Below are 4,688 nucleotides of genomic sequence, written 5' to 3'. Positions count from 1 at the left end.
GGCCGGCGTCGGCGCTGGTGAAAACAATCGAGGCATCCTCGGATTGCCGCAGCAGCGGAAGGCAGGCGCGCGTCAGCAACCAGGCGGCATGCAGGTTTACTTGCATCACGCGATACCACATGTCCGGCTCGTAGAGGTCCATCGGCGTCAGCGTGCCGGCGTCGGCGGCGTTGTGCAGCAGGCCGTCGAGGCGGCCGAATTCCTTTTCGATGGTTTGCGCGACTTGTTCGTAATGTGCCGGCGTGGCCTGGGCGAGATCCAGCGGCAGAATCGCCGCCTGTGGCGCATCGCGCTTTTCGATTTCGTCGTAAACTTTTTCCAGCTTGGCAGCGGTGCGGCCCAACAGGATTACGTTCGCCCCGTGCGCCGCGAACGCCAGCGCCGCCGCGCGTCCGATACCATCACCGGCGCCAGTGACGAGGATGATGCGCGAAGCAAGGAGTTTGGGAGCGGGTGTGTAACGCGGCATAGTTGGGCAGGAATATTTCGGTGGTTAAGAGCCGTCGCGGCGGCACGGCCCGTGGATTGTAACGCATGCAGAGTCATCGCGCAGTGGTCAGGAACGGGAATACTTATTATGATGTAGCCAGGATCAAGACAGAGAGGAAGTCATGAAGAAATTCTTTATCGGTTTGGTGCTGGGTCTGATCATTGCCTTTCCGCTGGGTATCAACTTCGGCAAGGACTTGCCGCTGTTCAGCAATCCGTTCGCCGCCAAGCCCGACATCACCGAGCGCGTCAAGGAACGCACCGACGAGATGCTCAAGGAAACCAAGGAAGCGATCCACGACGCCACCAAGCCGACCACGGACAAGCTTCAGAAATAAGAAATTGGCAGCCGTATCAGGCGAAGGTTGTCTTGCCTTCGTCATTGACGCAGATGCGGTTGCGTCCGCTGTTCTTGGCCATATAAAGGCGGTTGTCCGCCACTCCCAGCAGCTGATCGATATCTTCCCCGGGGTCCACGCCAAACGAGGCGATGCCGATACTGACGGTGATCGGCACGATTTTGTCGCCGACAATGAACTGTTCCCGCTCGATCGACGCGCGGATGCGTTCCGCCAGCACCGCCGTGCCCAGGCGGTTGGTATCCGGCAGCAGGATGGCGAATTCCTCGCCGCCGATGCGCGCCACCGTGTCCACGTCGCGAGTCAGTTCCGTCATGATATGCGCGACCACCATGAGCGCCTCGTCGCCGGCCTGATGGCCGTAGTTATCGTTGATTTTCTTGAAGTGATCGATATCGAGCAGGATCACGGAGATGTCCGACACATAGCGCCGCGCCATCGCCAGCGCCTTGGCGCCATTTTCGAAGAAGGCGCGCCGGTTCCTTAGCCGGGTCAGCGGATCGGTTGTCGCCAGTTCCGCCAGTGCGTGCTTGCTGGCTTCGAGCTCGCGAATGGTGTGCGCCAGCCGGTAGTGCACGTTCACGCGTGCCAGCAGTTCCATCTCGTCGATTGGTTTGGTGATGAAATCATTCGCGCCGTTCAGAAACGCCAGGTTGCGGTCGGTGTTGTCTTCGAAGGTGGTCATGACAATCACAGGGAGATTCTTGACGTGATTGTTCTCGCTCTTGCGGATTTTCACCAGCAGCTGATGACCCGTCATGTTGGGCATGTTGATGTCGGTGATGATAAGTGCGATTTCCGGATTCATCGCGATAACGTCACAGGCTTCGACCCCGTCACTGGCGTGCAACAAACGGTAATGGCTGCCGAAATATTTCGACAGCAGCGCCTGGGTTGTCGGGGAGTCTTCCACCACCAGCAGCAGTGGTTGTTCGTTCGGATTCTTGGTCTTTTTTGTTGGCACGTTATGTTGTGTGGTCGGTGTCGTCATCATTGGCGGCGTCAGCCAAAATATAGCACGCCCCAGACCGATCAATTTTTCGGTAAAATCTAGCCTGGCTGCACGTCACGTACCGCCTTATCGATTCGCTCAGGCTCTTCCAGTGCCTTGTCTCCACCCACGCCCATTTCGGAAAACTTGCGTGCCCCCGGCAGCAGCTTGGCCTCGAAGGAGCCGACGGTCTTGTTGTAATCGGCCACCGTGCCGTTCAGGCTGCGCCCGAGTTTCATGAGGTGTTCGCTGAAGGTGGCGAGCCGTCCGTAGAGTTCCTCGCCGACGTCGCGGATGTGCTCGGCATTGGCGGTGAGGCTCTCCTGGCGCCAGCCGTAGGCCACGGCGCGCAGCAGGGCCACGAAACTGGTCGGAGTGGTCAGGATGACCTTCTGTTTCAGGGCGTCTTCCAGCAAGCTGCGATCCATGTCGAGTGCGGCGCCCAGAAACTGGTCGCCGGGGATGAACAGGATCACGAAGTCCGGCGCGTTCTTGAATTGCGTCCAGTAGGCCTTGCTGGAAAGCTCGCGCACGCGCTCGCGCACCTTGCGCGCGTGATGTTCCAGGTGTTTGCGGCGCGTCTCGTCGTCGGTCGCCTCGACGGCGCTCAAATAGGCATCGAGCGGCGTTTTCACGTCCACCACAATCTCGCGCCCGTCCGGCATGCGCACGATCATGTCGGGACGCATCCGGCCTGCATCCGTGTCTGTGTGTTCCTGTTCATAGAAGTCGCAGTGCTCGACCATGCCGGCCAGTTCCGCCAGGCGCTTGAGCGTCATCTCGCCCCACTGGCCGCGCACCTCGGGCCGGCGCAGCGCCTGCACCAGGTTGCGCGTTTCGCCCTGCAACAGTTGCTGGGTCTGGACCATGGTTTCGAGATGCTTGGTGAGCGAACCGTAGGCTTCCTTGCGCTCGTTCTCCATCAGGCGGATTTGCTGCTCGGTTTTTTCCAGCGCCTCGCGCACCGGTTTGATCAGATTCTCGACCGCCTTTTCCTTCAATTCGAGGTCGCCCTTGGCCTGCACGTGGAACTGCTTCAGGGATTCCTGCGCCAGTTGCAGGAACGCGGTGTTGTTTTCCTGCAGCGCGCGGTTGGAGAGGGCGATGAAGGTCTGCTCGAGTCCGGCCAGTTTTTCCAGCGCCGCCTTGCGTTCCAAATCCAGCGTAGTGGCGAGTTCCGTCACGCGCTTCTGCGTGCGCAGATGGGCGATGAACCAGCCGAGTGCCCCCGCCAGCAGGATCACGACACTGACAATAATAAGAGTGACGGCGTTGCTCATGTTATTTCAGCCAGTCGAGAATTTCGTGCGGCGTACGAATCATGCCGTCGGCACCCCAGTTCTGTGGCGTTTCATCCTTGCTAATGTATCCGAACAGCGCGACCAGCGTCTTCATGCCGGCGTGTCGGCCGGCGATGATGTCGCGCTCGGCGTCGCCCACGTACAGGCATTCGTGCGGCTGGCTGCCGGCCTGGGTGCAGGCCAGCAGCATCGGTTCTGGATGCGGTTTGCGGTTGGCGACGGTGTCGCCGCTCACCACACAGGCCGGCACGGGCGAGAGATTGAGTCCCGCTACCAGCGGGTCGGTCAGAAACGCCGGCTTGTTGGTGACGATGCCCCAGTTAATGCCTTGCTGCTGCAATGATTTCAATAGCGGTTCGATGCCGCTGAAGGGTTTTGTATGCAGGCAGAGGTCGGCGGAGTAGAGCGCGAGAAACCGTTCGCGCAGCCGGTCGAAACCGGCATCGCCGGGACCGACGCCGAATCCGAGTTTGATCAGCGCCGTTGCGCCGTGCGATACCTCGGGACGGATGGTTTCGTAGGGCAACGCCTTCTTGCCTTGCTCGACCAGCAGCGTGTTCAGCGCGTGCGCCAGGTCCGGCGCGGTGTCGGCCAGCGTGCCGTCGAGATCGAAAAGGACCGTGCGGATGTGATTAGTCACCGCGCGTGGTGTAGGCGATGTAGTTCACGTCCACGCCACGGCCCAGCCGGTATTCGCGCGTGAGCGGGTTGTAATGCATGCCGATCAGTTCGCGCATGGTCAAGCCCGCGTGCCGCGCCCAGCCTTCAAGCTCCGAGGGCTTGATGAATTTCAGGTACTCGTGCGTGCCCTTCGGGAGAAGATTCAAAACGTATTCCGCTCCCACAATCGCGAACAGCCATGACTTGGGATTGCGGTTGATGGTGGAGAAGAACACCTGACCGCCGGGTTTGACCAGCCTGGCGCAGGCGGCGATGGTCGAGGCCGGGTCGGGCACGTGCTCCAGCATCTCCATGCAGGTCACGACGTCGAAGGCTTCGGGCTGCTCGTGCGCGAGGTCCTCGGCGCTGACGTGGCGGTAGTCAACCTTGAGCCCCGATTCCTTGAGATGCAGCTTGGCTACCGCGAGCGGTGCCTCGCCCAGATCGATGCCCATAACGCGGGCGCCATGCGCCGCCATGCTCTCGGCGAGAATGCCGCCGCCGCAGCCGATGTCGAGCACGGTCTTGTCCTTGAGCCCGACGCGATCATTAATATAGTTGAGGCGCAGCGGGTTGATCTCGTGCAGCGGCTTGAATTCGCTGTGCGGGTCCCACCAGCGCGCCGCGAGCTGCGCGAATTTGGCGATCTCGTCCGGGTCGACGTTTTGTGCTGATTGAGCCATATGGCCTCACCGCAAAGGTGCAATGCTTCTGAAAGTTGATTAACTGGATTCCGTCATCCCCGCGTAGGCGGGGTGAGGCGGAGTCTTCGTGAACACACTTAACGTGTGTTCACGCCGTCGAACGGGTGCAACGGGTTCTGTTGCACCCCGGGCAGCAACAGGCTTTAAATGGTATCGTGCGTTTTGTGCGCGATCTCACTATATC

Annotated in this window: 6 protein-coding genes; 1 reads left to right on the top strand and 5 read right to left on the bottom strand. The window is 60.4% G+C overall.

Features of this window, described 5'->3' with window-relative positions:
* A partial coding sequence (locus WB402_RS15720; RefSeq protein ID WP_424209540.1) for an SDR family NAD(P)-dependent oxidoreductase occupies positions 1-469 on the bottom strand: 469 nt, incomplete at its 3' end.
* Positions 470-611: 142 nt separating this feature from the next.
* On the opposite strand from WB402_RS15720, the gene WB402_RS15715 reads away from it, so the two are divergent.
* Complete coding sequence (locus tag WB402_RS15715; protein ID WP_424209538.1) at positions 612-827, top strand: hypothetical protein; 216 nt, start codon at positions 612-614, stop codon at positions 825-827.
* Positions 828-843: 16 nt separating this feature from the next.
* Here WB402_RS15715 and WB402_RS15710 read toward each other — a convergent pair whose 3' ends face one another.
* From WB402_RS15710 to ubiG, 4 genes are read right to left on the bottom strand one after another with little or no spacing between them, the layout of a single operon-like run.
* The gene (locus WB402_RS15710) at positions 844-1,842 is read right to left on the bottom strand and encodes a GGDEF domain-containing response regulator (RefSeq protein ID WP_424209536.1); all 999 of its coding nucleotides are present in this window, start codon (positions 1,840-1,842) and stop codon (positions 844-846) included.
* A 56-nt stretch (positions 1,843-1,898) separates the two neighbouring features.
* Positions 1,899-3,119, bottom strand: a complete 1,221-nt coding sequence (locus tag WB402_RS15705) for a DNA recombination protein RmuC (protein ID WP_424209535.1) — start codon at positions 3,117-3,119, stop codon at positions 1,899-1,901.
* A 1-nt stretch (position 3,120) separates the two neighbouring features.
* Positions 3,121-3,780 (bottom strand): HAD family hydrolase, encoded by a 660-nt coding sequence (locus WB402_RS15700; protein WP_424209533.1) that lies wholly within the window; start codon positions 3,778-3,780, stop codon positions 3,121-3,123.
* Positions 3,773-4,483 (bottom strand): bifunctional 2-polyprenyl-6-hydroxyphenol methylase/3-demethylubiquinol 3-O-methyltransferase UbiG, encoded by a 711-nt coding sequence (gene ubiG, locus WB402_RS15695; RefSeq protein ID WP_424209531.1) that lies wholly within the window; start codon positions 4,481-4,483, stop codon positions 3,773-3,775. The genes WB402_RS15700 and ubiG overlap by 8 nt, the downstream gene beginning before the upstream one ends.
* Positions 4,484-4,688 lie beyond the last annotated feature (205 nt).

The organism is Sulfuricaulis sp. (genome assembly GCF_049587675.1).
In the GTDB taxonomy this organism is placed as follows: Bacteria; Pseudomonadota; Gammaproteobacteria; order Acidiferrobacterales; family Sulfurifustaceae; genus Sulfuricaulis.
The sequence above is the reverse complement of the archived record's forward strand: the minus strand, read 5'-3'. Positions and strand labels throughout refer to the sequence as shown.